This window comes from Mycolicibacterium septicum DSM 44393 (genome assembly GCF_000455325.1).
GTDB classification, from domain to species: Bacteria; Actinomycetota; Actinomycetes; order Mycobacteriales; family Mycobacteriaceae; genus Mycobacterium; species Mycobacterium septicum.
The window spans coordinates 538,548-564,912 of record NZ_HG322951.1 but is presented as its reverse complement, the minus strand read 5'-3'; the positions used below and the strand labels follow the sequence as shown (position 1 = coordinate 564,912).

Sequence of the window (26,365 nt, the reverse complement as noted above, 5' to 3'; positions counted from 1 at the left end):
GCCAGGTTAATCGTCGGCAGGCGGCTCGGGCAGCGACATCCGGGCCAGCCGTCGTGGATCGACGATCGACACGATCCCGACTAGCCGGCCCCCGTCGACGGAGCACGCCATCACGCCGAGCGGACGACCCTTCGGCCCCCACGCCAGGATCCCCGGCTCGCCGTTCACCGACACCCTCCGGGCGATGACGCGGGTGCCCTGGCCGCGTCGTACCGCAGCGACGACGGAATCCGATCCGGTCCCGACGGTCACCCCGGCGGCCGTGTAGCGCTGCCAGCTGACGTCGGGGTCGAGCACGCGCAGCAGTGCGTCGAAGTCGCCGTCACGGGCGGCGGCGAGGAAGGCGTCGACGACCTCACGCTGCTCCTGCTTCCGGCGGCGGTCGCTGGTGGGCGGCGGCACGTCCTGCACCTTCCGGCGCGCGCGGCTGGCCATCATCTTGACGGCGTCGCTCGACTTGTCGAGGATCTGCCCGATGTCGGCGAACGGCACGGCAAACATGTCGTGCAGGACGAACGCCAGGCGTTCGTCCGGACGCAGCGATCCCAGCACGACCAGCATCGCCAACCCGACCGAGTCCGCGAGCACCGCGGCGTCCTCCGGGGAGTCGACGTCCTCGGTGACGACGAGTTCGGGAAGGTCGGCGGTGGGCGTCGGCTCGGCGCGGCTGGTGCGCGACCGCAACATGTCGATACAGATGCGGCCCAACACAGTTGTCAGCCAGCCTGCGACGTTCTCGATCGAGTCCGCGTCTTGACGAGACAGGCGTAGCCACGCTTCCTGCACGGCGTCCTCGGCGTCCGCCCGTGAGCCGAGGACGCGGTGGGCCACCGCGAGCAGTCGCAGGCGCTGTTGCTCGAATGTGTCGGCCAGTGATGCCTCGGGCGTCATCGGTTACCTCTCCTCGCGCCGATCCGTCATAAGAGTGACGAGTCGGCAGTGCCCGACGTAACCACGAAGCCCAGACGTAACCACGAAACGGAGCGAGGAATGCACACCACCCTGTGGATCATCACCATCATCGCCGCGGCGGCCTACGTGGCAGGCGGGGCCAGCCTGCTGTTCATGTCCCGGGAGAAGTACCGGTCGCTGGGCAGCAATCAGCACTGGGTCGATGATTTCGGCGACGGCCACCTCACGGCGATCGCGACGATCAAACTGGTCGGTGCGATCGGCCTGGTGCTGCCCGTCGCGGTGGGTATCGCGCCCGTACTGACCCCGGTGGCGGCCTGCGGCCTGGCCCTGTTCATGGCTGGTGCGGCCACGACCAGATTTCGTCGCAGCGAGTGGCTCTACATGGCCGGCGACATCGTCTTCATCGGCATGTTCGCCTTCTTGGCGTGGGGCTGGTTCACCCTGCCCGTCACCTGATCGTGCTGACGCCGCCGTCGACCGGGATGACCGCGCCCGTGATGTACGCGCTGGCCCGGCTGGCCAGGAACACCGAGATCCCGGCGATGTCGTCGGGCTGACCGATCCGGCCGAGCGGCAGCGCCGACCCGACAGCCTCGGACCCGCCGCGCAGCATCTCCTTGGTCATCCGGGATTCGAACAGGCCCGGCGCGATCGCGTTGACCAGGATCCGCGGGGCCAGTTCCCCGGCGAGGTGGCGCGTCAGCATGTGCACGGCGGCCTTGCTGGCGCTGTAGGAGAAGTTGTCGCGGCCCTTGCCGGGCGCGACGATGCCGTCGATGCTGCCGGTGTTGATCACGCGTGCCGGATCTTCTTCGGTGGCAGCGGCATTCAGCAGCGGCGTGAGCGCCCGGGTCAGCAGGAACACGCCTTTGACGTTGACGTCGTAGACCTTGTCGAATCCCGACTCCGGGAACTCGTCGTACGGTGCGCCCCAGGCCGCGCCCGCGTTGTTGAACAGCGCATGGATCGCATCCTCACGGCCCGTCACGGCCGCGGTGAGCGCCGCGACCCCTTCGGCGGTCCCCAGGTCGGCAGGCACCGCGGAGATCCGGCCGAGTGGGGACAACGCGTCCACCGCCGCGGACAGCTCGGCCTCCTTGCGGCTCGAGACGTACACGGACGCCCCCGCCTGCAGCAGGCCACGGGCCATCATCAGGCCGATGCCACGGCCGCCTCCGGTGACGACGGCGACCTTGCCGTCCAGTCGGAACAGATCAGTCATGCCCACCAGATCTTTCTTTCTAGGCTTTTTCCTCGATGTCGACACCGAGCGGGGACTCGTTGCGGGTCACCTCGTCGCGGATCAGCCCACGCAGCAGCGCGGTGCTGAACTCGACGGCGATCTCCTGGGCGCTCCGTCTGCCGTGCGGTCGCAGCCAGCGGTAGGAGCCCAGCGTCATCCCGATGTAGCCGAGGGCCAGGACATGCGAATCGCAGTCGTAGAACTCGCCGCTGGCGATGCCGCGGTCGATCACGTCGCGGACATGCTCGTAGACCTGTGTCTCAGCGCGCCGGATGTAGGCCACCTGCTCCTCGGTGAACCATTCCGCGATGTACGGGCCTTCCTGGAAGTACACCGCGGCGCGCTCCAGGTCGCCGGCGATACCGACCAGCAATCGGCGGGTGAAGTTGTAGATGGTTTCCCGTGCCGAGGCGGTGGGGTCGTCGTGGAGGGCCTCGACGGTGAAGTCCGCGGTGCTCTTGTAGATGTCGTAGAGGATGAGCGACTTGCTCGAGTAGTAGTGGTAGACCGTGGCCTTGTTCAGGCCGACAGCCTCGGCGACATCGTCCATCCGGGTGCCGTGATAGCCGCGGGCGGCGAACAGCTTGGCCGCGACGGTCAGCAGTTCGTCGCGGCGGGACGTCCCGTTGGCCGCCGCGCCTCCGCGGCCCCGGCCGCCCTCTGCATCGGATGACATAGCACACTCACTATCAGCATCGCCCGGACCTTGCCCAGGAAATCAATCAACTAGATGGTTGAAGAGTGTAGGCAATTCTCTTCGCGGCTCTGTTCCGGCCTTGCCCAGTGCGTCTAGACTCCGGGCATGGATCCGAATCCTGACTACGACCTCAGCGACGAGAGCGACTTCTTCTTTCCGTGGCTGGCCTGGGGTCTGCGCGGCGTGTACCCGCCGCCGGCGTACCCCCCGGTGTAATCAGGACTGTTCGTCAGTCTTCGCAGTCCTGGCGCGCTGGTGATACCGGCGCGCCTTCATGCGGTTTCCGCAGGTAGCCATCGAACACCAGCGAGCGGTGTTGGGCTTGCTGCGATCGATCAGGAACAGCCGGCAGTCCGGATTCCCGCACGCGCGTAGTCGCCCCGGACTCGCGACGCGCAGCGCGTCCCAGGCCAGGATGGCCCGCACGGCGCCGCGCCGCGCGGCGTCGGTATCGAGTTCCCACCTCACACCGCCCTTCGTGGCGCGTGCCCGCAATGCCACCGCATCGAGAAGCGGCTCCAACGCGTCCGCCGTCTCGGCCCCGCGCACGACCGCCTGCAGCACGTTCCTGGCCTCGACCAGGTCCGCCAGTTCGGCCTCGGTCGCGTCGTGCTCGTCCAGCCAGGTCCACGCCTGCGCGCGGTCCGCGAGGATGTCGCGCTGCGTCCCTTCCACCACCGGTGTGGTGTTGAGCAGATCCAACAGCAGGGCCTCGTCCTTCAGGCCCACCTCCACACGTTCCATATCTAACCTCCAAACAACTATTGACAGGTTATGCCGTCCGGCGTTAGATGTCACTAACCACTAACACTAGTTAAAGGAGTTAGTCATGACGGTTCACCATCGCTACGCCACCATCGACGGGCAGCGGCTGTTCTACCGCGAGGCGGGTGCACCGGACGCACCGGCGATCGTGCTGCTGCACGGCTTCCCGACGAGCTCGTACATGTTCCGCGACCTCATCCCCCGGTTGGCCGAGCGCTACCACGTCATCGCGCCCGATCACCTGGGCTACGGACACTCCGATGCACCGGCGACCGACGAGTTCGACTACACCTTCGACGCACTGGCCGACCTGACCGACGGCCTGCTGAACCAACTCGGGGTGTCCCGCTACGCGATCTACGTCCAGGACTACGGCGCCCCGATCGGCTGGCGACTGGCACTGCGGCATCCGGAGGCCATCACCGCGATCGTCAGCCAGAACGGCAACGGCTATGACGAGGGTTTCGTCGAGAGCTTCTGGACCGGGGTGTGGGCCTACCAGCGCGAGCAGACCCCCGAGACCGAGGCGGGAGTGCGGACCGCATTGAGTGTCGACGGCATCAAATGGCAGTACCTGACCGGGGTCTCCGATGAGAGCCTGGTCAACCCGGACACCTGGGTGCACGACGCGGCGATGGTGGCCCGGCCCGGCAATGATCTGGTACAGCTCAAGCTGTTCCGGGACTACGCGACCAACGCCCCGCTGTACCCCGCGTTGCACGAGTACCTGCGCACCAGTGCGGTTCCCGTCCTTGCCGTCTGGGGCAAGGGCGACCCCATCTTCGGCCCCGACGGTGCCCGGGCCTTCGACAAGGACGCGGTCGACGCCGAGATCCACCTGCTCGACGGCGGGCACTTCCTGCTGGAGACCCATCTCGACGAGGTCGCCAGCCTGATCGACGGGTTCCTGCAGCGCCGGGTCATCTGATGAGGCCCGAGGCACTGGTGTTCGACGTCAACGAGACCCTCATCGACATCGACTCGCTGCAGCCGTATTTCGGTCGGGTCTTCGGTGATCCACTCGTGCTGCGCGAATGGTTCGGCCAGCTGGTGACGTACTCCATGGCCATCACGCTGGCCGGCGGCTACACCGACTTCTTCACCCTCGGACAAGGGGTCCTGCGGATGACCGCCGAGGTCCACGGGGTGGAAGTCGGCGACGATGATCTACGCGGACTCACCGAGGCCATGCGGACGATGCCGGCCCATCCGGACGCTGCGGAGGGCTTGCAGCGTCTGCGCGCCAACGGTTTCCGCCTCGTCACACTGACCAACTCGCCACACCGAGACGGACCGACGCCACTGGAGCAGGCCGGCTTGGCCGAATATTTCGAGCATCAGTTCAGCGTCGACGAGCAACGGGCCTTCAAGCCCTCACCGGCGCTGTACACCGGCGTCGCCGGCGACCTGGGCGTGGCACCGGCGGCCTGCATGATGGTCGCGGCGCACATGTGGGACACGCTCGGGGCGCAGTCCGCGGGATTCCGCGGCGCCTTCATCGCGCGACCGGGCAACGCGGTACTCGCCGCTCCCGGCGTACCCCAACCCGATGTCATCGCATCAGATCTATTACAGCTCAACGACATACTGGAGAAACTCTCATGACCACCACACAGATGCGCGCGATCGTTCTGGACGGCTTCGGTGGTCTCGACCACCTGGTCTACACCGACATCCCCAAGCCCGAGCCCAAGGCAGGCGAAGTGGTCATCCAGATCAAAGGGTTCGGCATCAATCACGCCGAGATGCACATGCGGCGCGGGGAATGGGCCGAGGCCGCTCCGGTCAGCGGTATCGAATGCGTCGGCATCGTCGACTCGTGTCCGGGCGGCGAGTTCCCTGTCGGCGCCAAAGTCGCCGCGCTCATGGGCGGATTGGGCCGGACCATCAACGGCAGCTACGCCGAGTACACCCGGGTGCGGGCCGCGAACGTCGCACTGATCGACGCCGACCTGCCGTGGGACCAACTGGCCGCTCTTCCCGAGACCTATGCGACCGCGTGGACCTGCCTGTTCCGCAACATCAACCTGCAGTCCGGCCAGACGATCGTGATCCGCGGCGCCACATCGTCGTTCGGCCAGGCCGCGGTCAAGCTCGCCGTCAACGCGGGTGCCAACGTCATCGCCACCACCCGGAGCCCCGAACGGTTCGCGCTGCTGGAACGTCTCGGCGTCGCCCGCGCGGAGAAGGAAGTGCCCGACCTGAGCGCGCACCTCGCCGAGTCCGGAAACGTCGACGCGGTGCTCGACCTGGTCGGCAACAGCACGATCCTGGATTCCCTGGAGATGCTGCGCCGCGGCGGAACCGCTTGCCTGGCAGGCTGGTTGGGTGGGCTCGATCCGATCCCTGACTTCAACCCGCTGCTGCAGATGGCCAGCGGTGTCAATCTGACGTTCTTCGGCAGCTTCGTCTTCGGCTCACCCGGGTTCCCGCTGTCCGACGTGCCACTGCAGGCCATTGCCCAGCAGGTCGAGCGCGGGGAACTCGAGGCCGCGCCGTCGCGAGTCTTCCCATTCGACGAGATCCGTGAGGCGCACCGCGTCATGGAAGCCGGCGAGGCCGGCGGCAAGATGGTGGTGGTCGTCTGACCCGAAAGTGACGTAATGGTCGCTATCGGAGCGGATTTACGACCATTGCGTCACTTTCGCCGCATGCAATTACGCCGCGGCGAGCTTCACGGCCTCACTCACATCCGTCCGCAACTTCAGGTACTCCGGCGAACTGCGCAGTTCGTGAGCGTCGACCCCGGCACGCGGCAGTTCCACCGGCAGGTCCAGGGCGATCTTCCCGGGCCGCCGCGTCAGCACGACGATCCGTGAGCCCAGGAACGCGGCCTCGTCGGCGCTGTGCGTCACGAAAACCGTTGTGCGACCGGACTCCGCACTCACCTGGCGGACATCCTCCTGCAACCGTTCACGGGTGAGCGCATCCAGCGCCGCGAACGGCTCGTCCAACAGGAACAGCGGCGTCTCGGCGGCCAGCGCCCGCGCGATCGCGACGCGCTGCTGCTGCCCGCCACTGATCTCCCAGATCCTGCGTTTGGCGGTGCCTTCCAGGCCCACGCGCTCCAGCAGTTCCTCGCGCCGCTCGGCCCGTCGCTCACGAGGCACGTTGGCGTACTTGAGGGCCAGGTCCACGTTGCCGCCGACGGTGCGCCACGGAAACAGCCGCGGCTGCTGGAACACCACACCCGAGGTGACCCCGGGTGTCGGGCGGGAACCGGACACCTCGACCTCGCCCTCGGACGGGGTCTCGAAGCCGGCGATCAGGCGCAGCAGTGTGCTCTTGCCGCACCCCGATGCCCCCACCAGGACCAGGAAGGAGCCAGGCTCGACGTCGAGATCCACCGGGCCGAGCGCGGTGACCTCCTCGGACCCGCGCCCATAGCGATGGGCGACGTTGCGGATCTTCAGCGCGCCGGAGGCGTCACTACTTGACGATGACATCCGGCAACCCCTTCGTATAGATCGCGTCCTTGAAGGTCTGCAGCGGCGCGGTCTCGGGGATCTGCTTCTGATCGGCCAGGAACTGCGACGCGCTCTGCAGGTTCGCGGCGATGTTGCCCGGTGCGCCGTCACTGCCCAGCCACTCAGGGGAGGCCACCTCGGCAGGCGTCAGGTAGACACCCTGCTTCAGCTGCCCGGCAACATCTTCCGGGCTGAGCCCGACCTCGGCCGCGATCGCCTTGGCCGCGGCCTGCGGGTCATCCTTGATGACGTTCAGCGCGCGGGCCTGCTGCTTGCGCCAGATGTCGACCACCTCTGGATGCGCGGTGGAGAAGTCGTCGGACACCGCGGCAAGATCCAGCGTGGGCTTGCCGTCCTTGGCCAATTGCCGGCTGGTGATCAGATCCTTACCGGTCTTCCGGAGCTGGTCCAGCGTGGGCAGCCAGCTGTAGGCCGCGGCGATGTCCCCACGCTCCCAGGCGGCGAGAATGGCCTGAGGCTGCAGGTCGATCAGCTGAACATCACTGGGAGACAGCCCATTCTGCGCCAGCGCGGCCAGCAGGCTGTAGTGCGCGGTGGACGCGAACGGGGTGGCGATCCGCTTACCCCGCAGGTCGGCGATCGAGTTGACGCCGGCGCCGTCACGGGCCACCAGGGCCTCGTTGTCACCAGCAACGTCGAGCACGAACGCCACCTTGTACGGAATGTTCAGCGGCGCCGACAAACCGCGGGCCACCGGGCTGGAACCCAGCGCACCGAAGTCCAGTTCCTTGGCGATGAACGCGGTGTTCACGTCGGCCCCGGAGTCGAACTTGGTCCACTTGATGTTGTAGTCGGGCAGCGCCTCTTCGAGCCACTTGTTGTTCTTGACGATCAGGTCCCCACTCGGAAAGGACTGGTAGCCAAGGCGAATGGTGGGCTTCTCGGAGCTTTGCCCGGAGTGGTCGACCGCGCAGGCCGATAGCCCGAACGTCGCGGCGGCCACTGCCACCGACGCGGCGAACAGCGCCTTGATTCTCATATCTTCCCTCTCCATGGGACAGCCCGTCGTTCGACGGCCCGCAAACCTCCGTCGATGATCAGGCCCGAGATCCCGATGGCGAAGATCCCGACCAGCACGACCGGTGTGTTGTTGTAATTGCTTGCGTCCTTGACCAATCCGCCGATGCCGGGGATGCCGTTGAACAGTTCGGCGGCCACCACCGACGAGTACGCCATGCCCACAGCCAGCCGGATTCCGGTGAAGGTCTCCGGCAGCGCCGAGGGCACCACGACGTCACGGATGACCTGCGCCCGGCTGGCCCCCAGGGCCCGGGCCGCCTCCTGCAGTCCGACGGGTGCGGCGACGACGGCAGCGGTGGTGGCCACGGCGGCCGGCGGCAGTGCGGCCAGCGCGAGCAGCGTGATCTTGGGCGCCTCGTCGATGCCCAGCCAGATCACCAGCAGGAAGAAGTACGCCAGCGGCGGCAGGGCACGCAGGAAGGTCAGCCACGGTTCGAGCACGCTGCGCAGCCATCCGACCGAGCCCATCAGCAGACCGAGTGCGACGCCGACGACCACACCGATGACGACACCGGCCAGGACGCGGCGCAGCGTCATGTAGAGGTGCTCGTAGAGCAGGTACCCCGCGTAGCCGCGGGCCCCGTCATGCGTGGTGGAGACGTCGATGAACGCGCGCCAGACCGTCGACGGGTAGGGCACGAACGTTTGGTTCCAGATCCCTGCCCAGGCGACGACCTGCCACACCGCGAAGAACACCACCACCGACAACAGCGGCAGGGCGGACCTGGTCAGCAGGGTGCGCCAGCGGTTCGACGGCGCAACGGGACGTGGCGGGCCGGCTTCGGCCTCGCTGGGGACGATATCGACGAACACAGACACTGTGGGCAGCTTTCTGTTGCTGAAGGCAGGGGTGGCGATTGGCTTCAGCGACAACAGCAACCAGGCAGCGTTCCGTTCACCCGGGTATTGCTACCGGCGGGCGCGTCCGCGGTGAAGGTCTGAAATCGAGGTGAGTTTATTTGCCACCCAAGGTTGACGCTTTCGAGCGTTAGTGAGTACGCTCATTAATGAACGCACTCATTAGCGAGGTGAACACGATGCCCGAGGCGACCCAACAGCGGAACGGGCGGTCGACAGGCCGGCGGACGCGCAACATGCACGACAAGCAACAGCGGATCTTCGCCGCGGCGCGCTCACTCTTCGAGGCGCACGGGTTCGAGGCCGTCACCGTGGCCCAGATCGCCGACACCGCCGACGTCGCCGCAGGCACCTTGTTCAGGTACGCGTCATCGAAAGCCGAACTCCTGCTGATGGTCTACAACGACCAGTTCCTGCAGGCGATCGAGACCGGTATGCGCGACGCGGCCGACATCGACGATCCGAGCGCAGCCGTGTTCGCGATGGTGGCGCCCGTCATCACCGAGGCCGCTCGTCGGCCGGACAACGCGACGGCCTACCAACGCGAATTGCTGTTCGGCGCCCCCACCGAGCGTTTCCGCGCCGAAGGCCTCGCACACGTCAAGAGGCTCGAAGACGCGATCTCCGCCCGCCTGACGCACTGCCGTGCAGCGGATCCAGCCACCGACACCGAGTTGCAGGCCAATGCCGACCGCGCTGCCAGAAGCGTCTTCGCGGCCCTGCATCTGTTGGTGGTCCAGCCGTCGACCGGCGTGAAGTGGGGCGCCGACGGTGCTCACGAACTGCTCCAGCAGATCAACCAGATCGTGCTGGGGTTCCTGGCATCCACAACACCACGAGAAGGAGAGACATCGTGACCGACTCCATCAAGACGGTGACCGTGCTCGGAACCGGCGTTCTCGGTTCCCAGATCGCGTTCCAATCAGCGTTCAAGGGCTTCACCGTCACGGCCTACGACATCAACGACAAGGTTCTGGAGGCGGCCAAGGACCGCTTCGCGAAGCTGGCCGAAACCTACGCCAACGAGGTACCCGATGCCCGCGACGGCAAGGCCCAGGAAGCACTGAACCGCCTCACGCTGACCTCCGATCTCGCCGCGGCCGTGGCCGACGCCGACCTGGTCATCGAGGCGATCCCCGAGATCCTCGATCTCAAACGGGAGACCTACCAGAAGCTCGGCGAACTCGCGCCGGCCAAGACGATCTTCGCCACCAATTCCTCGACACTGCTGCCCAGTGACCTCAAGGATTCCACCGGCCGGCCCGCCAAGTTCCTGGCGCTGCACTTCGCAAACCGCGTGTGGCAGTTCAACACCGCCGAGATCATGGGGACCACCGACACCGACCCGGCTGTGTTCGCCGAGGTGGTCGAGTTCGCCAAGGCCATCGGCATGGTGCCCATCGAACTGCACAAGGAGAAGGCCGGCTACGTCCTCAACTCCCTTCTGGTGCCGTTCCTCAACGCGGCCGCCGAACTCGCCGCCGGCGGCTACGCCGACCCCAGCGCCGTCGACGACACCTGGCGGATCGCCACCGGCGCACCCGTCGGCCCGTTCCAGATCTACGACATCATCGGCCTGACCACGCCGTACAACATCATGGCCAACGGCGACGCCGAAGCTCAGAAGCTCGCCGCGTGGCTCAAAGAGAACTACATCGACAAGGGCAAGTTGGGCCTCGCCACCGGCGAGGGCTTCTACAAGTACAACTGAGGAGAAAGTGGGCGAGATGTATTACAGCAGTGGTAATTACGAAGCATTTGCACGTCCCCGCAAACCCGAGGGCGTAGAAGACAAGACCGCCTGGTTCGTGGGCGCCGGCCTGGCGTCGATGTCGTCGGCGGTGTTCATGATCCGCGACGGTCAACTCCCGGGCGACAAGATCACCATCCTGGAGCGATTGAAGCTGCCCGGCGGCGCCCTCGACGGCATCAAGGAACCCGAGAAGGGCTTCGTGATCCGCGGCGGGCGTGAGATGGAAGACCACATGGAATGTCTGTGGGACCTGTTCCGGACCATTCCCTCGCTCGAGATCGAGGGTGCCAGCGTGCTCGACGAGTTCTACTGGCTCAACAAGGACGACCCCAACTACAGCCTGTGCCGGGCCACCGAGAACCGCGGCCAGGACGCCCACACCGACAACAAGTTCGGGCTCAACGCCAAGGCGCAGAAGGACATCGTCAAGGTTTTCCTCGCGACCCGCGAAGAGCTGGAGAACAAGCGCATCGACGAGGTCTTCGGGAAAGACTTCCTGGACAGCAACTTCTGGCTGTACTGGCGCACCATGTTCGCGTTCGAAGAGTGGCACAGCGCGCTGGAGATGAAGCTGTACATCCACCGCTTCATCCACCACATCAAGGGCTTGCCGGATCTGTCGGCGCTGAAATTCACGAAGTACAACCAGTACGAGTCGCTCGTGCTGCCGATGTACAAATGGCTCCTGGCGCAGGGGGTGACCTTCCACTTCGACACCGAGGTCACCGACATCGACTTCGACATCACGGCGGACCGCAAGCAGGCCACCAGGATTCACTGGATCCAGGACGGTGAGCCGGGTGGCGTCGACCTCGGCCCCAACGACCTGGTGCTCACCACCATCGGCTCACTGACCGAGAACTCGGACGACGGCAACCACCACACTGCCGCCAAGCTCAACACCGGCCCCGCGCCGGCCTGGGATCTGTGGCGCCGCATCGCGGCGAAGGATCCGTCGTTCGGGCGCCCCGACGTCTTCGGCGCCCACATCCCCGAGACGAAGTGGGAATCGGCGACCGTGACCACCCTGGATCACCGCATCCCCGAGTACATCCAGAAGATCTGCAAGCGGGATCCGTTCTCCGGCAAGGTGGTTACCGGTGGCATCGTGACGGCTCGAGATTCGAAGTGGCTGATGAGCTGGACCGTCAACCGCCAGCCGCATTTCAAGCAGCAGCCCTCCGACCAGATCGTGGTGTGGGTGTACGGGCTGTTCGTCGACACCCCGGGCGACTACGTGAAGAAGTCGCTCAGCGAGTGCACCGGCGAGGAGATCACCCAGGAGTGGCTGTACCACCTGGGTGTGCCGGAAGCCGACATCCCCGAACTGGCCGCCAATGCCGCCAAGACCGTGCCGGTGATGATGCCCTACGTGACGGCGTTCTTCATGCCGCGGCAAGCGGGCGACCGTCCCGCCGTCGTCCCGGAGGGCGCGGTGAACTTCGCGTTCATCGGTCAGTTCGCCGAGACCACCCGCGACTGCATCTTCACCACCGAGTACTCGGTGCGTACCGGGATGGAAGCGGCTTATCAGCTGCTGGGGATCGACCGCGGGGTGCCCGAGGTGTTCAACTCCACTTACGACGTCCGCAAACTGATCGCCGGAACGGTGCATCTGCGCGACGGCAAGGAGGTCGAACTGCCCATCCCGGAGATCATCCGCAAGCGCGTGATCGGCAAGGTCACCGACAACGAGATCGGTGAACTGCTGGCCGAGTACGGATTGATTCCCGGCAACGGCTGACGATGGGCTTCGGTCAGGTCGCCGAGCGTGCCAGCGCCCGGATCGCGTACCGGGCGCTGAGCAGGACCAGCGTGGTGGTGACGACGAACAGCGGCCAGCCCATCGCCAGCCGCGCCACCGCGAGCAGGCTGTCCTGCCCCGTGTCGTAGAGGTAGTTCTGCACCAGGAACCGCGACCAGGACACGGCCGCCAGGACGGCGGTGACGATGTTGAAGACCCGCCGCACCCCGGGGACCTGGCGCCAGGTGCTGTCGCGACCGGTGGCCCAGGCCCAGATGACGCCGACGAGCGGGCGCCTGACGAAGATCGAGGCGGTCATCACGATGGCCGAGGCCAGGGACATCCAGATCCCCGGGAGGTAGAAGTCCTTGGCCTGGCCGGTCACCAGGGCCAGCAGCCCGCAGCCCGCCACCCCGACGAATCCCCACACCGCGGGCCGGACCGATTCGCGGCGCAGCAGTTGCCATCCGAGCACGACGGCCGCCATCGCCAGCGCGGAGATGATCGCGGGCACCCGCCCCGAGAGCGCCGAGACGGTCGCGTACACGGTCACCGGCAGCGCCGAATAGACCATGCCGCTGACACCGCCGACGCGCGCCATCAGTCCGTCGAGTGGGGAATCCGTCATGGGAGTGTGGGCCTCGCGTTCAAGATCTGGCAGGTCCCCACCGAGAGTACCCAGATCAGCAGACCAGCCCGGCCGGCTCCGTGCGCCTGGTCCCCAGGAGGGCCGGCAGCTTCACATATCCGTGCAGATTGACCAACCCTCTCGGGCGGGGAGTCTCGGTCAGCCGCAGGTCGGGGTAGGCCTCGAACAGCGCCCGCAGGGCGGTGGCGCCTTCGATGCGGGCCAGTGCCGCGCCCAGGCAGACGTGGATGCCCGACGCGAAGGCCAAGTGGTCCCGGGCATTGGGGCGGGTGATGTCGAAGCGCGTCGGCTCGGTGAACACCCGCGGATCCCGGTTGGCGCCACCCAGCAGAACCGCGACCATGGTTCCGGCCGGCAGCCGCTGCCCGGCCATCTCGACGTCGCACTGCGCGGTGCGCGCGGTCATCTGCACCGGGCTTTCGATGCGCAGGATCTCTTCGACCGCGGCGGGCCACAGGTCCGGGTTGTCGCGCAGCAGGGCGAGTTGATCGGGGTGCTGCTGCAGCAGCACGATCCCGTTGCCGATGAGGTTGACGGTGGTTTCGAAGCCGGCGCCGATGAGAAGCGCTGCGTTGGCGGCGAGTTCGTGGTCGGTCAGCGTGTGGTCGGCGGCCATCTTGGTGAACGGGTTGTCCTCCGCGGCTCCGGCGCGGACCTTGTCGAAGAGGTCGGTGAGGAATCCGTCCAGACCACGCATCCCATCGATGCCACGCCGGTACGTCCGCCACGGGATCCCGACATCGAGCAGCGGCGCCCCATCGTGACCCCACTCGAGCAGTTGCGCATGGGATTCGCCGGACAGGCCGAGGATCTCGGCGATCATGGCGACCGGAAGGACGGCAGCGAAGTCCGCGATCAGGTCGGGGTGGGACGCACCGGCGAGCCGCTCGATGAGTTCCGCGGTCACCTCGGCCACCCTGGCGTCGAGCTTGTCGATCGCGCGCGGGGTGAAGCTCTGCGCCACCAGCTGCCGGTATTGCGTGTGCGTCGGCGGGTCGACGATGACCATCGCGGGCGGCTCCACCGGATTGGCCACTTTCGGATCGGTATGGTCCAGCAGCTTCTGAACTGGTTTCGGCATCCCCATCCCAGTCGGCGGGGTGACTCCGAACCGCTTGTCCCGCAGTATTTCCCGAGCGACCCCGTGGTCGACGGTGACCCAGACGAACGGAGTCTTCACCAGTGGGCCGCGTCGGCGGATCTGCTCCATCAGCGGATACGGGTCGATGCCCTTGCCGTGGCTGGAGATGAGCGCACCCATCGGATTACCCGTCCGGCCTTGAAACGACATGAACGCCTTCGGTACGGCATGCAGCGCCATCCAGCGTGTCCACAATCCGATGCTCATAACGCCCTCCCTCGTCGGCCCGGACAACTATGGTGAGATGGTGAGACATAGATACGTTCATTGTCTCTCTCGTCTCGATGGTTAGGCTACGGCGATCGGGACGGACGGGCAAGGAGGGATTTCGTGACTTCCACGCGAACAGCGGACTTCGTGCGGCGCCTCGCCGAACCGGATCCCGCGGTGCTGGCCCGCGTGCGCGAGCCCGATCCGATCAGCACCCGGATCCTGTCCGCGACGCTCCAGCAGGCGGAACTGGTCGGAATCCGGCGCACGACGATGGAGGATGTGGCCCGCCGCAGCGGTGTCGGCCGCGCCACGCTCTACCGGCGGTTCCCGACCAAGGACGCCCTGATCGATGCCCTCGTGCTGTCCGAGGCGCGCCGCTACCTCGAGGGCAGCGCGCTGGCCCGGGCCCACGCCGAAACCCTGGAAGACCGACTCGTCTATGGCACCGTCTTCACGGTGACCTTCCTGCGGGACCACGCCCTGCTCAAGAAGCTGCTGCGCACCGAACCCGAGACGATCCTGCCCAGCCTCACCGTCGATGCCGGGGCCATCATCGATTTCGCCACGGAGTACTCGGCCGCACAGCTGCGCACCGATCTCTATGGGACAACCGAAACCACCGCGGCACAGGAACGCCACATCCGCACCGTCGCCGAGCTGCACACCCGACTTACGTTGTCGTTCATCGTCACTCCTCACACCGGCATCAAACTGACCAGCCTGGAAGACACCCGCGACTACGTGCGCACCTACCTGCTGCCGATGGTGGCCGCCTCGTGAGGCAGGTGCAGGGACGGGTCTGGCGCAAAGGACAGCCGGTCGACGGCGGCTTCAAGTTCACGGATATCTCGGACTGCCTGACCGACGAGGACACCCTGGTATGGGCCGACATCTACGACCCCGACCACGAGGCACTTCGTGAACTGGCCACCGAGCTCGGGCTCAACATGTGGGCCGTCGAGGACGCCGTCGCACCCAAGGAACGCACGAAAACCTCGGTGTACCACACCCATACGTTCTTCACCGTGTACGCCGTGGACACCCGGGAGCCGGAAGCCGACGCGACACCCGACACGTCACTGTTGATCAAACATCGCATCTCGGCGTTCGTCCTGCCCCGAGGCCTGATCACCGTCCGGCTGCCCAGCTACAACGGTGAGGCCACCGAGTTCGACATCAGCAAGGTGTCGCGCCGCTTCGACGACCTCGGCGGCCAGCGGTACGGCGTCGGGTCGCTGGTCCACGCGCTGCTCGACGTCGTGGTCGACGGACACTTCGAGGCTGTCGAGGCGCTCGACGACGCCATCGAAGGACTCGAGGACGAGTTGTTCGCCGACGGCGGTCCACGACGCGGCCTGCAGCGGCGCACCTTCCAGCTGCGCAAGGACCTGGTCGAGCTGCGCCGGGTGGTGCTGCCGATGCGCGAGGTGGTCAGCACCATCCAGCACCGCAGGATGGACTCGTCCACCTCTCCCGACCTCGACCCGCTCTACGCCGACCTCTACGACCACGTGCTGCGGGCCTCGGAGTGGACCGAATCCCTGCGCGACATGGTCACCACGGTGTTCGAGACGAACCTGTCCCTGCAGGACGCCCGGCTCAACACGGTGATGAAGAAACTCAGCGGCTGGGCCGCCATCATCGCGGTGCCGACCGCCATCACGGGTTTCTACGGCCAGAACGTGCTGTACCCCGGGATCAATACTGCAGTGGGGTTCATCGCCAGCAGCATTTTGATCGTTGTGCTGGTCGTCCTGTTGTACGTGATGTTCAAACGCCGGGACTGGCTGTGACGGCCGAACCGGACATGCTGCGGCTCAAGAAGGCCATCGCCAGACCCTGGAGATATCCCCCATTGGTGTGATCTTTCCGGCTGACCGCAACGCATCTTCCCAGGTCAGGGACAAAGCCGCACCCTGAGCACACCGCTTATCCACATGGGGGGTCCTCACCGATTCCACATGCAATGCGACACTCTTCCATGCCCAACCAACTAGATCGGACCGAAAATCGATGATCATCGGGATACCGCGCGAGTCCCTGACTGGTGAAACGCGCGTCGCCGCCACGCCGCAGACTGTCGGACAGATTATCAAGCTCGGCTATGAGGTAGTCGTAGAAACCGGCGCCGGCGCTGCTTCGAGTTTCTCCGATGCTGCCTACGTCGACGCCGGTGCCGAGATCGGCCAGGCGTGGGACGCCGACGTCGTGCTGAAGGTCAACGCACCCGACGATGCCGAGATCGGCAAGCTGCGCGACGGCGCGACCCTGGTCAGCCTGATCTCCCCCGGGCTCAAGCCCGAGCTGGTCGAGAAGCTGTCCACCCGCCCGATCACGGTGCTGGCGATGGACGCGGTCCCGCGTATCTCCCGGGCCCAGTCGTTGGACGTGCTGTCGTCGATGGCCAACATCGCCGGCTACCGCGCCGTGGTCGAGGCCGCCCACAGCTTCGGCCGGTTCTTCACCGGCCAGGTGACCGCGGCAGGCAAGGTGCCCCCGGCCAAGGTGCTCGTGGTCGGTGCCGGAGTCGCCGGCCTGGCCGCCATCGGTGCCGCAGGCAGCCTCGGCGCGATCGTGCGGGCCACCGACCCGCGGCCCGAGGTCGCCGATCAGGTCGCCTCCCTCGGCGGCGAGTACCTGTCGGTGGCCAACGAGGCCGCCGAGGTATCGGCCACCGGCTACGCCAAAGAGATGGACGACGACTACAAGGCCCGCGAGGCGCAGCTCTACGCCGAGCAGTGCAAGGACGTCGACATCATCGTCACGACCGCGCTGATTCCCGGCAGGCCCGCACCGCGCATCATCACCGCCGAGATGGTGGCCTCGATGAAGGCCGGCAGCGTCATCGTCGACATGGCCGCGGCCAACGGCGGCAACGTCGAGGGCACGGTCAAGGACCAGGCCATCGTCACCGACAACGGTGTCACGATCATCGGCTACACCGACCTGGCCGGCCGGCTGCCCGCCCAGGCCTCCCAGCTGTACGGCACCAACCTGGTCAACCTGCTCAAGCTGCTGACCCCGGAGAAGGACGGCAAGGTCGTCCTCGACTGGGACGACGTGGTGCAGCGCTCGGTGACCGTGGTGCGCGACGGCGAGACCACCTGGCCCCCGCCGCCGGTGCAGGTCTCCGCCGCCCCGGCCGCGCAGCCCGCCGCGGCGGCCCCGGTGGTCAAGGAAGAGAAGCAGCCGATGTCGACCGGACGCCGCCTCGGCGTCACGTTCGCCGCCGCGGCCGCGATCTTCGCCCTGATCGCGATGTCCCCGGCAGCGCTGCAGGTCCACCTGACCGTGTTCGCACTGGCGATCGTCATCGGCTACTACGTGATCGGCAATGTGCACCACGCGCTGCACACCCCGCTGATGTCGGTGACCAACGCGATCTCCGGAATCATCGTGGTGGGCGCCCTGCTGCAGATCGGCCACGGCGACATCGCCATCACGTCGCTGGCCTTCGTGGCCATCCTGCTGGCCAGCATCAACGTATTCGGCGGCTTCGCGGTGACGCGTCGCATGCTCGCGATGTTCTCCCGCAGCTAGAACCTGCGTGCCCACAGAGACTTTGGAATGGATTCCATGTTCACCCTAGAAAACGTTGCCACGGCCGCCTACGTCGTCGCGGCCCTGCTGTTCATCCTGGCCCTGGCCGGACTGTCCAAGCACGAAACCTCCCGTGCCGGAAACACCTTCGGCATGACCGGCATGGCGGTCGCCCTGATCGCGACCATCGCCCTGGCCGTCGAGCGCAAGATCGAGCCGCTGGGCCTGGCCCTGCTGATCGGCGCCATGATCGTCGGCGCTGCGATCGGCCTGTGGCGCGCCAAGGTCGTCGAGATGACCGGCATGCCCGAACTGATCGCGCTGCTGCACAGCTTCGTCGGTCTGGCCGCGGTTCTGGTCGGCTGGAACGGCTACCTGCACGTCGAGAACAACCTCGGCGGCGAGGAAGCCGTGAAGCTGGTCGGCGAGAAGATGCTCGGCATCCACTCGGCCGAGGTGTTCATCGGTGTCTTCATCGGTGCCGTCACCTTCACCGGCTCGATCGTGGCCAACCTCAAGCTGTCGGCCCGCATCAAGTCCGCGCCGCTGATGCTGCCCGGCAAGAACTTCCTCAACATCGGTGCGCTCATCGTGTTCGCCGCGCTGACCGTCTGGTTCGTCATCGAGCCGCACCTGTGGCTGCTCATCGTGGTGACCGTGCTCGCGCTGCTGCTCGGCTGGCACCTGGTGGCCTCGATCGGCGGCGGCGACATGCCCGTCGTGGTGTCGATGCTCAACAGCTACTCGGGCTGGGCCGCGGCCGCGTCGGGCTTCCTGCTCGGCAACGACCTGCTGATCATCACTGGCGCCCTCGTCGGCTCCTCCGGTGCCTACCTGTCCTACATCATGTGCAAGGCGATGAACCGGTCGTTCATTTCCGTGATCGCCGGTGGTTTCGGCATCGAGGCCGGGCCCGCCGAGGACAAGGACTACGGCGAGCACCGCGAGATCAACGCCGAGGGTGCGGCCGAACTGCTCAGCCAGGCCGACTCCGTGATCATCACGCCCGGCTACGGCATGGCGGTGGCCCAGGCCCAGTACGGTGTCGCCGACCTGACCCGCAAGCTGCGTGAGCGCGGCGTCAACGTCCGCTTCGGCATCCACCCCGTCGCCGGCCGCCTGCCCGGCCACATGAACGTGCTGCTGGCCGAGGCCAAGGTGCCCTACGACATCGTGCTCGAGATGGACGAGATCAACGACGACTTCGACGGCACCTCCGTCGTCCTCGTCATCGGCGCCAACGACACGGTGAACCCGGCCGCGTCCGAGGATCCGAGCAGCCCGATCGCCGGCATGCCGGTGCTCACGGTGTGGAACGCCGACCACGTCATCGTGTTCAAGCGGTCCATGGCCTCCGGCTACGCCGGCGTGCAGAACCCGCTGTTCTTCCGGGAGAACACCCAGATGCTGTTCGGTGACGCCCGCGACCGCGTCAACGACATCCTCGCGGCGCTGCCTGCTGCGGCGCACGTCTAGTTTCCTCCGCCGGATCTCCGGCGAGCAGACGCCAAAGCCCCCTATTCCTTCGGGAAAAGGGGGCTTTCGCGTCTTTTCACGGTCAAGCCGGCAACTTCTCTGAACCAGGAGCCAGGTATGAAAATAGTTGTCCCGCAGTGGATGCAGCCGATGTACGACGCCCACCACTTCGCACCGGCGGTCGTCGACGGCGATCACCTGCGCTGTTCGGGGATGATCGGGATCCGCCCCGATATGAGTGTCGCCGAGGACCCGCGGGCACAGTTCACGCAGGCTTTCGAGAACCTGCGTGGGCTGCTCGCGGAGGCCGGGCGGACCTTCGCCGACGTCACCGACATCACCAGCTACCACGTCGGCCTGCAACAGCACGTGCAGGTGTTCGGTGAGGTCAAGGACGAGTTCGTGGGCGCACCGTACCCGGCCTGGACCGCGGTCGGTGTCACCGAGCTGGCCGTGCCGGGCGCGCTGGTCGAGATCCAGATCATCGCACGGATGCGCTGACATGCGTTGAACGCCAACCGCTCCGACGCACACACCGTGCGGTGAGCGGGCCGGAGCGGTTGGTTTGGTCAGTGCCCGTCAGTGACTAGACGTTGTCTCGTGCGTCGTCGATGTCGTTGGGATCTAGGAGGCTCTGCTCGTCGCCATCGACGTCGGACGTGATGTAGCCGGTCATCGTCCGGGTGAGCTTGTTGATGTTGGCGTCGGCCTTGAGGTATCCCGTGTGCGCTCCGGTGACCGTGATGTCCGCCTTGTAGGCGACCGACGCCTGGCTGGCGGTGGTATCCGTCGACTCGGTGCCGTTGAGGATCATGCCGTCCTTGTTGACATAGTCGGTGTAGGTGACGGTCCGGACGATGTGACCCGTCGTCGGATCGGTGACCTCGCTGACCACCGCGGTGCCGCCGCCGTCGCCGGCATACGTTCCGGTTGCCGGTAACGGCGCATTGGTGGCGACGTAGGTGTCGAGCTTGGGTGCCCAGTCCGGGTCCGGCGTGGTCATGTCTCCGGCGACGGGCCCGGTGCTGGTCGTGTACTTGAGGTTGGCCACCACGAGGCGGGTGTCCGTCTCGCCGGCCTCCCAGAACGTGACCGCGGTGCCGTCGGCGTTCCAGCTCGCCATGCTCCGAGCGGTGTAGCCGTCATTGTCCGCGAACAGCGGAATCCCGTTCTCGCCCTTGAGCTCATCCTCGACGGCGACGGCCCATTCCTGGTTGCTCACGTTGTGGTAGTTCGAATCACCTGCATAGGCGGTGTAGACGGTCCCCTGAATGTACGCCGGAAGAAATGCCGGCCGGTCGATCCTGGTCATGGGCGACAACGCATGGTATCCGCGCGTGCTGCCGACCGCGATCCACTGACCATTCGGCGACATGTCGATGTCTTCGTCGTACTCGGGGTTGGCGGTCAGTCGGGTGACCTCACCGGTTTCCAGGTCGACCACGATGTCGTCGACACCGCCGGCCTCATACGTGCCGCCGAGGATGATCACGCCCTTACCGTCGGGCGTCCATTGCTTGCCCTCACCTACCGGATAGACCACTCGCGCGTCGTCGATGTGGTACTCGGCTGCCCCGGTGGTGGCGTTGGTGGTGCGGGTCAGCTTGCCGACGACCGGCACGGCCGTGATGGTTCCGCCCTGGCCCATCTGGATCTGGCTGAACAGGACGTGGGTCCCGTCGGGCGAAATCCTCATCTCGCGTTGCGGGTCGAGGGCACGTGAACCCGACGGCGGCGTGACGACCGGGACCAACTGCCGACCGTTGGCGGTGTCCTCGTAGACCACGTAGTAGTTAGGACTGGTGGCGACCTGGATCATCAACCGGCCCGAACCGTCCTGGAACGGAACGACTCTGGACAGTCCCTGGCTGATCTCCGGGGAGACACCGCACGTGATGCACTCGACCTTCGAGCCGTCGACGCTGATCTGGTAGATCTCCTGGCGACCACCGGCCGGAGGGGTGGCCGCGAAGTAGATGGACTTCCCGTCCTCGGCGAAACGGGGGGTGTTGGGGTTCTTGATGCCGTCGGGCATGTTCAGGATCACGCGCTCGATGGTGGGGCTGAGCACCGTGACGTCGACTTCCTTCTGAGCGGTGCGCGGCTTGAAGAAGCTCAGCAGGTTGACCTTCTCGCCGTCGGTGACCGACACCGTGAACGAATCCTCCTGCGCCGCCTCGTAATCGATATCGTTGGGGGTGTAGGTGAACTCGCCTGTCTTCTGGTCGATGGTCACCGTTCCGTACTTCGGCTGCTCGGTCACCGTGTAGGTCAATTCATCGCCCTCGGCATCGGTGGCGCCGATGTTGCCCGTGACGGTCTGGCCCGTCTGCACGGTGGTGACGGGGTCAGAACTGACGGTCGGCGACTGGTTGAACGCATTGCGCCGAACCCAGGCCAGCGCGGCCCACATCATCGGCGTGAACGGTTCCGGCGAATCGGGTGCCGGCGCGAGGAACGGGTTCAGCAGATCGGTGACGATGCCGTTCAGGATCCCCACGGGATCATCGGTGGTTGCGGCAACCTTGGCGACCGGCCCAGCGACGGCAGCAGTAGCGGTCTGCATCTTGGCTGCACCAGAAGCGAATTGGGTCTGGACCTCGTTCGCGGCGGACACCACATCCGACTCGGTGATCTTGTCGGAGACCCTCTCGCTCACCCGCTCCGTCACCTGCTCGGTGACCCGTTCCACCTTGGCCAACGACCGCTTGAGCGTGTCGGTGAGCCTGACCGGCCCGACCGGGGTCAGTGGCGAGGCGTTGTCCGATGTGCGCGCCGACGCGACAGACGCCGCGGAGTCCGGCATCGACAACGCCGGCCTGCCCTTGCCCTCGGTCAGGCCCAAGACGGTCGACCGGACCTTGTCAGGAATCGACGACAGGGCATCCACGTGCGCGTCAACAGCCTCGGCCAGTCCCCGGGGCTTGCCCGGCTCCTTCTGCGCCCCGGTGCTCTCGATATCGGAATCTGTCGCGCGCGCCCCGCCACTGCTGCTGATCGTGACCCCGGGCGCCAGTTCCTTGGTGGTCGACGTCTTGCCCGTCCGCTTCGGCTTGGTGGCCTTCTTGGCCGAGTTCTTGCCGACGGGCGATGCGCCCTTCTTCGCGTCGTCGGAGACGGTGGACGCTTCGGTCGACGACGCCGAGTTCGCTGAACTGGATGTCGAGGAGTCGGGCGAGGAGGTGCCGGTGGTTTCGGCCGCGGCGACGCCGTAGCCGGAGGCGACCGCGGCGACCAGCCATCCCGTGACCACGATGCCGCTGTATGCCCCGATCCGCGCGGTAGTTTGGGTTGTTCGGCGAGCGGGTGTCGGGCTTGCCGGCGCGCTCGACGAAGGCGACGCGAACAGGGGGTTGACGAGCGGATTGCTAGCGTTCATGGCTTGGCTCCGATGCCCTAGTGGCTTATTTAATTTCTGTGACGAATTTAATAGCAGTCGGTTGTCGGGGACGTCAAGGAGGTTCACCTGAAACGGTCAGAATCGACGCGGCAGGAAGCACAGGTGCTGCGCCTGTTGCACCGCCAGCGCGTCGTTCACCTGCTGCGGACAGAGGGTCCGCTGGCCCGGGCCGACCTGGCGGATCGGCTCGGCCTGAGCCGTCCCTCCGTCACCACCCTTGTCGGCGAACTGATCGACAACGGCACCCTGATCGAGCTGGATTCGCGCGTCGAAGGTCCCGGTTACCGGGGCCGGCCCCGCAAACTACTGGGCTGCAACCCGCAGGCGCGGCGCGTACTGGGGATCTGGATCGACGAACGCCGGGCGCGCGTCGTCGTCGCCGACGCGACGGGCAACATCTCCAGCGAGAGCGAGACGCCGACGGCCGGACGGACCCCGGCCTCCGCCATCCGCTCGATCATCCGCATCTCGAAGGAGTTGATCGACGACCCCTCCGGCGGGCCGGTTGCCGCCGCAGGCATCTGCATTCCTGGATTCGTCGACAGCACAACGGGATTCGTCGTCGAGTCGAAGGCGCTCGGCTGGTCGGAGGTGGAGCTGGGCCGGCCGATCTTCGATGCGCTCGGCATACCGACGGCCGTGCAGGACACGACCCAGGCCATGACGCTCGCCGAGACGATTGCCGGCGAGGCCAGGGAGGTGCGCTCGGCGCTGGTGCTCGACTGCGGCGGCCACACCAACGTCGGCCTGATCATCGGCGGCCGGCCATACGGGGGCGCGACCGGGGTCGCCGGAGCAATCGGGCACATGCCCGTTTCCGGAAGCCTCATCCCGTGCGCCTGCGGGCGGGTCGGCTGCGTCGACGCCAGCATGTCGCTGACCGCCATGCAACCCGTCGCCCCACACACCGAGGGCATGGCGCTCCGCGACATCGACCTTGACGCGGTAGCACTGGAAACGAGCCGAAACCCGGACGCCCAGAACCTCATCCGCGACGTCATCGACCGGATCGCGCGCCTCGCCATCCTCGTCGAAGCGATCTTCGACCCGCAGATCCTGATCCTCTCGGGCCTCATCGTCGAGTTCGAGGAACTCATCGTGGCCCTGCACGCCCGCATCGACGAGATCCGGCCGCCCGAGCGACAGGGCCGGACCACCACCGTGCGATCGCAAATCGGCCGCGACTACCGGGTCGCGGTCATCGTCGCCCTGCAACAACTCGACCCCGATATCGCCGGACTGCTGCACACCCCCAGCCGATGACACATCCCCCTGCCGAGCAGACGCTGCGGTACCCGAAACCGCGCGAATCGGGGTACCTCCGCGTCTGCTCGCGGAGAAACTAGGATGTGCAAGTATGCCGGTCGACCGCCTCTTGCCCTCTGACGAAGCTCGTGACCTCATCGAGCTCACCCGCGACATCGCCGACAAGGTGCTCGATCCGATCGTCGACCAGCACGAGAAAGCCGAGACCTACCCCGACGGCGTCTTCGCCCAGCTCGGCGCGGCGGGGCTGTTGAGCTTGCCCCAGCCCGAGGAGTGGGGTGGTGGGGGCCAACCGTACGAGGTCTACCTGCAGGTACTGGAGGAGATCGCCGCGCGGTGGGCGGCGGTCGGGGTCGCGGTCAGCGTGCACAGCCTGTCGTCGCACCCGCTGCTCGCCTACGGCAGCGAGGAGCAGAAGCAGCGTTGGCTGCCCGGCATGCTCTCCGGTGAGCAGATCGGTGCCTACAGCCTGTCCGAGCCGCAGGCCGGATCCGACGCCGCGGCGCTGAACTGCAAGGCCACCCGTGACGGCGACGCCTACGTGCTCAACGGTTCCAAGGCGTGGATCACCCACGGCGGGAAGGCCGATTTCTACACCCTGTTCGCCCGGACCGGCGAAGGTTCCAAGGGCATTTCCTGCTTCCTGGTCCCCAGCGATCTCGAGGGGCTGAGCTTCGGCAAGCCCGAGGAGAAGATGGGCCTACACGCGGTGCCCACCACCTCGGCGTTCTACGACAACGCCCGCCTCGACTCCGATCGCCTGATCGGCCAAGAGGGACAAGGACTTTCGATCGCCTTCTCCGCGCTGGACTCCGGCCGGCTCGGCATCGCCGCCGTCGCGGTCGGCATCGCCCAGGCCGCTCTGGACGAGGCCGTCCGCTACGCCAACGAACGAACCACGTTCGGCCGCAAGATCGCCGACCACCAAGGCCTCGGGTTCCTGCTCGCCGACATGGCCGCCGCCGTGGTGAGCGCGCGGGCCACCTATCTGGACGCCGCGCGCAGACGGGATCAAGGCCTGCCCTACTCCACCCAGGCCAGCGTCGCCAAGCTGATCGCCACCGACGCCGCGATGAAGGTCACCACCGACGCCGTGCAGGTGTTCGGCGGTGTCGGCTACACCCGCGACTTCCGCGTCGAGCGCTACATGCGCGAAGCCAAGATCACCCAGATCTTCGAGGGCACCAACCAGATTCAGCGTCTGGTCATCTCGCGGGGCCTGGGGTCCTGACGAAGTCGGTCACCGCCGCGAGGAACTGGTCGGGCTGCTCGACCATCGGCGTGTGTCCGGAACCCTTGATCACCACAGGCGTCAGCCCGGCCTCGGTGTAGCGCTCGACATTGGGCGCGGTCGGGGTCAGTACATCCTGGTCGCCCCACAGCACCAGTACCGGCTTGTGCAGTGCGGCAAGCGTTTCCACCACCGGATGCGGGCCCTCGGTCGAGTCGCAGACTCCGGCGTAGGTGAGGCGCTCCAGCGAGCGGTGCGCGTAGTCCGGCACCGGGTAGTCCGCGCCGAATCCGGTCTGCAGCGAGCTCTCGGTGATGGCATCCACGGTCCGGAACCGGTCCAGTGCCGGGCCGATCACCGGCCAGCACACCATCTTTCCGAGTAGCGGCATGGTGACCAGATCGTCGGCGGCCGGGGTATCGGACACCACAACGCGATCCACCAGATCCGGATACTGCCGGGCCAGTTCGGCGGAGACCGCTCCGCCCATCGAATGCCCGATCAGCACCGCATGACGCACACCGAGTTGCACCAGTGCGTTGTGCACCGCCTTGGCCTGCTCGGCCGCACGGTACGGAGCACCGTCACCGGGCGCCTCCGAGCCGCCATGGCCGACGAGATCGACCGCGATCACCCGCTGATCGCGGGCCAGTTGCGGCGCCACCTGCTCCCACCACTCGATCGACGCCGAATACCCGTGCAGCAACACCACGGCGCGATCACCCGGCGGCCCGTACTCCCGCACGTTGAGATCGGGGCCGTCCAGCTCCAGCACGTGCCCGCCCGCGAAGGGCTCCGCCTTGCGCTGCTCCTTGGTCACCACCAGCTCGTTCAGCAGCAACGCCACCACCGCCAGCAGGAGCACGCTCACGGCGATGCGCAATTTCATGCTGCGCACGCTAATGCCGGGACGTCGGTGTTGACCAGCAATTTTCCCCGGTGGACGAAGCCTCAGCGAACGGCCCC

26 protein-coding genes are annotated in these 26,365 nt (G+C 66.5%); 15 read left to right on the top strand and 11 right to left on the bottom strand.

What is annotated here, in order from left to right; all coding sequences use genetic code 11:
- Nucleotides 1-6: 6 nt before the first annotated feature.
- The gene (locus TX88_RS02725) at nt 7-891 is read right to left on the bottom strand and encodes a sigma-70 family RNA polymerase sigma factor (RefSeq protein WP_044514486.1); all 885 of its coding nucleotides are present in this window, start codon (nt 889-891) and stop codon (nt 7-9) included.
- Between the two features lie 99 nt (nt 892-990).
- Here TX88_RS02725 and TX88_RS02720 point away from each other — a divergent pair, with 99 nt between their 5' ends.
- Entirely contained in the window at nt 991-1,371 is a 381-nt protein-coding gene (locus TX88_RS02720; protein ID WP_044514484.1) for a DoxX family protein, read from the top strand.
- Here TX88_RS02720 and TX88_RS02715 read toward each other — a convergent pair.
- Both TX88_RS02715 and TX88_RS02710 read right to left on the bottom strand, forming a co-directional pair.
- Nucleotides 1,364-2,137, bottom strand: coding sequence for an SDR family oxidoreductase (locus tag TX88_RS02715; protein WP_044514482.1), 774 nt, complete (start codon nt 2,135-2,137; stop codon nt 1,364-1,366). The genes TX88_RS02720 and TX88_RS02715 overlap by 8 nt on opposite strands.
- 19 nt (nt 2,138-2,156) lie before the next feature.
- On the bottom strand, nt 2,157-2,834 hold the full coding sequence (locus TX88_RS02710; RefSeq protein WP_044514480.1) for a TetR/AcrR family transcriptional regulator: 678 nt from the start codon (nt 2,832-2,834) through the stop codon (nt 2,157-2,159).
- A gap of 126 nt (nt 2,835-2,960) precedes the next feature.
- Between TX88_RS02710 and TX88_RS33710 the strand changes: the two genes are divergently transcribed.
- The gene (locus TX88_RS33710) at nt 2,961-3,071 is read left to right on the top strand and encodes a hypothetical protein (protein WP_003883225.1); all 111 of its coding nucleotides are present in this window, start codon (nt 2,961-2,963) and stop codon (nt 3,069-3,071) included.
- Here the strand turns inward: TX88_RS33710 and TX88_RS02705 are convergent, their stop codons facing one another.
- Nucleotides 3,072-3,584 (bottom strand): CGNR zinc finger domain-containing protein, encoded by a 513-nt coding sequence (locus TX88_RS02705; protein WP_322786847.1) that lies wholly within the window; start codon nt 3,582-3,584, stop codon nt 3,072-3,074.
- Nucleotides 3,585-3,684: 100 nt separating this feature from the next.
- Between TX88_RS02705 and TX88_RS02700 the strand changes: the two genes are divergently transcribed.
- Genes TX88_RS02700 through TX88_RS02690 form a run of 3 tightly spaced genes read left to right on the top strand, consistent with a single transcriptional unit; the run spans nt 3,685 to nt 6,208 of the window.
- A complete protein-coding gene (locus TX88_RS02700) occupies nt 3,685-4,548 on the top strand; it encodes an alpha/beta fold hydrolase (RefSeq protein WP_044514476.1) in 864 nt (287 codons plus the stop codon).
- The gene (locus tag TX88_RS02695) at nt 4,548-5,225 is read left to right on the top strand and encodes a haloacid dehalogenase type II (RefSeq protein ID WP_044514475.1); all 678 of its coding nucleotides are present in this window, start codon (nt 4,548-4,550) and stop codon (nt 5,223-5,225) included. Before TX88_RS02700 ends, TX88_RS02695 begins: the two co-directional genes overlap by 1 nt.
- Complete coding sequence (locus tag TX88_RS02690; RefSeq protein ID WP_244438326.1) at nt 5,222-6,208, top strand: zinc-binding alcohol dehydrogenase family protein; 987 nt, start codon at nt 5,222-5,224, stop codon at nt 6,206-6,208. The genes TX88_RS02695 and TX88_RS02690 overlap by 4 nt, the downstream gene beginning before the upstream one ends.
- Nucleotides 6,209-6,277: 69 nt before the next feature.
- Here the strand turns inward: TX88_RS02690 and TX88_RS02685 are convergent, their stop codons facing one another.
- The 3 genes from TX88_RS02685 to TX88_RS02675 are packed head-to-tail and all read right to left on the bottom strand — an operon-like array spanning nt 6,278 to nt 8,947.
- Complete coding sequence (locus TX88_RS02685) at nt 6,278-7,066, bottom strand: ABC transporter ATP-binding protein (RefSeq protein ID WP_044514474.1); 789 nt, start codon at nt 7,064-7,066, stop codon at nt 6,278-6,280.
- Nucleotides 7,050-8,087: a taurine ABC transporter substrate-binding protein gene (locus TX88_RS02680; protein ID WP_044514472.1), complete on the bottom strand. Its 1,038-nt coding sequence runs from the start codon at nt 8,085-8,087 to the stop codon at nt 7,050-7,052. Before TX88_RS02680 ends, TX88_RS02685 begins: the two co-directional genes overlap by 17 nt.
- Nucleotides 8,084-8,947 (bottom strand): ABC transporter permease, encoded by an 864-nt coding sequence (locus TX88_RS02675; RefSeq protein WP_044514470.1) that lies wholly within the window; start codon nt 8,945-8,947, stop codon nt 8,084-8,086. The genes TX88_RS02680 and TX88_RS02675 overlap by 4 nt, the downstream gene beginning before the upstream one ends.
- Before the next feature lie 218 nt (nt 8,948-9,165).
- On the opposite strand from TX88_RS02675, the gene TX88_RS02670 reads away from it, so the two are divergent.
- The 3 genes from TX88_RS02670 to TX88_RS02660 are packed head-to-tail and all read left to right on the top strand — an operon-like array spanning nt 9,166 to nt 12,483.
- On the top strand, nt 9,166-9,843 hold the full coding sequence (locus TX88_RS02670; protein WP_044519027.1) for a TetR/AcrR family transcriptional regulator: 678 nt from the start codon (nt 9,166-9,168) through the stop codon (nt 9,841-9,843).
- On the top strand, nt 9,840-10,697 hold the full coding sequence (locus tag TX88_RS02665; protein WP_044514469.1) for a 3-hydroxyacyl-CoA dehydrogenase: 858 nt from the start codon (nt 9,840-9,842) through the stop codon (nt 10,695-10,697). The genes TX88_RS02670 and TX88_RS02665 overlap by 4 nt, the downstream gene beginning before the upstream one ends.
- A gap of 16 nt (nt 10,698-10,713) precedes the next feature.
- Nucleotides 10,714-12,483 (top strand): oleate hydratase, encoded by a 1,770-nt coding sequence (locus TX88_RS02660; RefSeq protein WP_044519026.1) that lies wholly within the window; start codon nt 10,714-10,716, stop codon nt 12,481-12,483.
- A gap of 13 nt (nt 12,484-12,496) precedes the next feature.
- Here the strand turns inward: TX88_RS02660 and TX88_RS02655 are convergent, their stop codons facing one another.
- Together TX88_RS02655 and TX88_RS02650 are read right to left on the bottom strand one after the other, a co-directional pair.
- Nucleotides 12,497-13,111 (bottom strand): DUF3159 domain-containing protein, encoded by a 615-nt coding sequence (locus TX88_RS02655; protein ID WP_044514467.1) that lies wholly within the window; start codon nt 13,109-13,111, stop codon nt 12,497-12,499.
- Between the two features lie 55 nt (nt 13,112-13,166).
- On the bottom strand, nt 13,167-14,480 hold the full coding sequence (locus TX88_RS02650; protein WP_044514466.1) for a cytochrome P450: 1,314 nt from the start codon (nt 14,478-14,480) through the stop codon (nt 13,167-13,169).
- Between the two features lie 123 nt (nt 14,481-14,603).
- Here TX88_RS02650 and TX88_RS02645 point away from each other — a divergent pair, with 123 nt between their 5' ends.
- From TX88_RS02645 to TX88_RS02625, 5 genes are all read left to right on the top strand, one after another.
- Nucleotides 14,604-15,266, top strand: coding sequence for a TetR/AcrR family transcriptional regulator (locus tag TX88_RS02645; protein ID WP_044514464.1), 663 nt, complete (start codon nt 14,604-14,606; stop codon nt 15,264-15,266).
- Nucleotides 15,263-16,279: a magnesium transporter CorA family protein gene (locus tag TX88_RS02640; RefSeq protein ID WP_044514462.1), complete on the top strand. Its 1,017-nt coding sequence runs from the start codon at nt 15,263-15,265 to the stop codon at nt 16,277-16,279. The genes TX88_RS02645 and TX88_RS02640 overlap by 4 nt, the downstream gene beginning before the upstream one ends.
- A 220-nt stretch (nt 16,280-16,499) precedes the next feature.
- Nucleotides 16,500-18,026 carry a Re/Si-specific NAD(P)(+) transhydrogenase subunit alpha gene (locus tag TX88_RS02635; RefSeq protein ID WP_044514460.1) on the top strand — a complete coding sequence of 509 codons (1,527 nt, stop codon included), beginning with the start codon at nt 16,500-16,502 and terminating at the stop codon, nt 18,024-18,026.
- A 36-nt stretch (nt 18,027-18,062) separates the two neighbouring features.
- Nucleotides 18,063-19,502 carry a Re/Si-specific NAD(P)(+) transhydrogenase subunit beta gene (gene pntB / locus TX88_RS02630; RefSeq protein WP_044519025.1) on the top strand — a complete coding sequence of 480 codons (1,440 nt, stop codon included), beginning with the start codon at nt 18,063-18,065 and terminating at the stop codon, nt 19,500-19,502.
- Nucleotides 19,503-19,619: 117 nt separating this feature from the next.
- On the top strand, nt 19,620-20,003 hold the full coding sequence (locus tag TX88_RS02625; RefSeq protein WP_044514459.1) for a RidA family protein: 384 nt from the start codon (nt 19,620-19,622) through the stop codon (nt 20,001-20,003).
- Between the two features lie 85 nt (nt 20,004-20,088).
- On the opposite strand, the gene TX88_RS02620 is transcribed toward TX88_RS02625, so the two are convergent.
- Nucleotides 20,089-22,755: a hypothetical protein gene (locus TX88_RS02620; RefSeq protein ID WP_244438324.1), complete on the bottom strand. Its 2,667-nt coding sequence runs from the start codon at nt 22,753-22,755 to the stop codon at nt 20,089-20,091.
- Between the two features lie 249 nt (nt 22,756-23,004).
- Between TX88_RS02620 and TX88_RS02615 the strand changes: the two genes are divergently transcribed.
- On the top strand, nt 23,005-24,165 hold the full coding sequence (locus tag TX88_RS02615; RefSeq protein WP_044514457.1) for an ROK family transcriptional regulator: 1,161 nt from the start codon (nt 23,005-23,007) through the stop codon (nt 24,163-24,165).
- 94 nt (nt 24,166-24,259) lie between these two features.
- Complete coding sequence (locus tag TX88_RS02610) at nt 24,260-25,399, top strand: acyl-CoA dehydrogenase family protein (protein WP_044514455.1); 1,140 nt, start codon at nt 24,260-24,262, stop codon at nt 25,397-25,399.
- Here TX88_RS02610 and TX88_RS02605 read toward each other — a convergent pair.
- On the bottom strand, nt 25,374-26,288 hold the full coding sequence (locus TX88_RS02605; protein WP_044514453.1) for an alpha/beta fold hydrolase: 915 nt from the start codon (nt 26,286-26,288) through the stop codon (nt 25,374-25,376). The genes TX88_RS02610 and TX88_RS02605 overlap by 26 nt on opposite strands.
- Between the last annotated feature and the right edge of the window lie 77 nt (nt 26,289-26,365).